This is a genomic window from Photobacterium sp. R1 (assembly GCF_054600795.1).
Map to the genome: position 1 here is coordinate 1 of NZ_BAAHZP010000426.1, position 288 is coordinate 288.

Genomic DNA, 288 nt, shown 5'->3' on the forward strand with positions numbered 1-288 from the left:
CTCGCTGGTGCAGCATCCGGGTGATGTGCTGCGCTCGCGCCCGACGCTGCATAACCATCTTATTCCGTTACCCAAAGATATTTTTGGTGCTGACCGCAAGAACTCGGCCGGCATTAACATTGAGATCGAATCGGAATGGACGCCTTTCCGTGATTCAGTCGAGGCATTTAAAACCCATCACTGGACGGCTGGCCCTATAGTTAACGGCGAAGTGCAGTCAGGCGACATCTGCCACGTTACGGCCCCTTACGACCGTCGTGAATCAGTCGGTGAAGTGGCGTTTGCCTC

At 54.9% G+C, this 288-nt stretch carries 1 protein-coding gene; it reads left to right on the plus strand.

The window, feature by feature from the left end:
• A partial coding sequence (locus ACYP03_RS25710) for a hypothetical protein (RefSeq protein WP_459782635.1) occupies positions 1-288 on the plus strand: 288 nt, incomplete at both ends.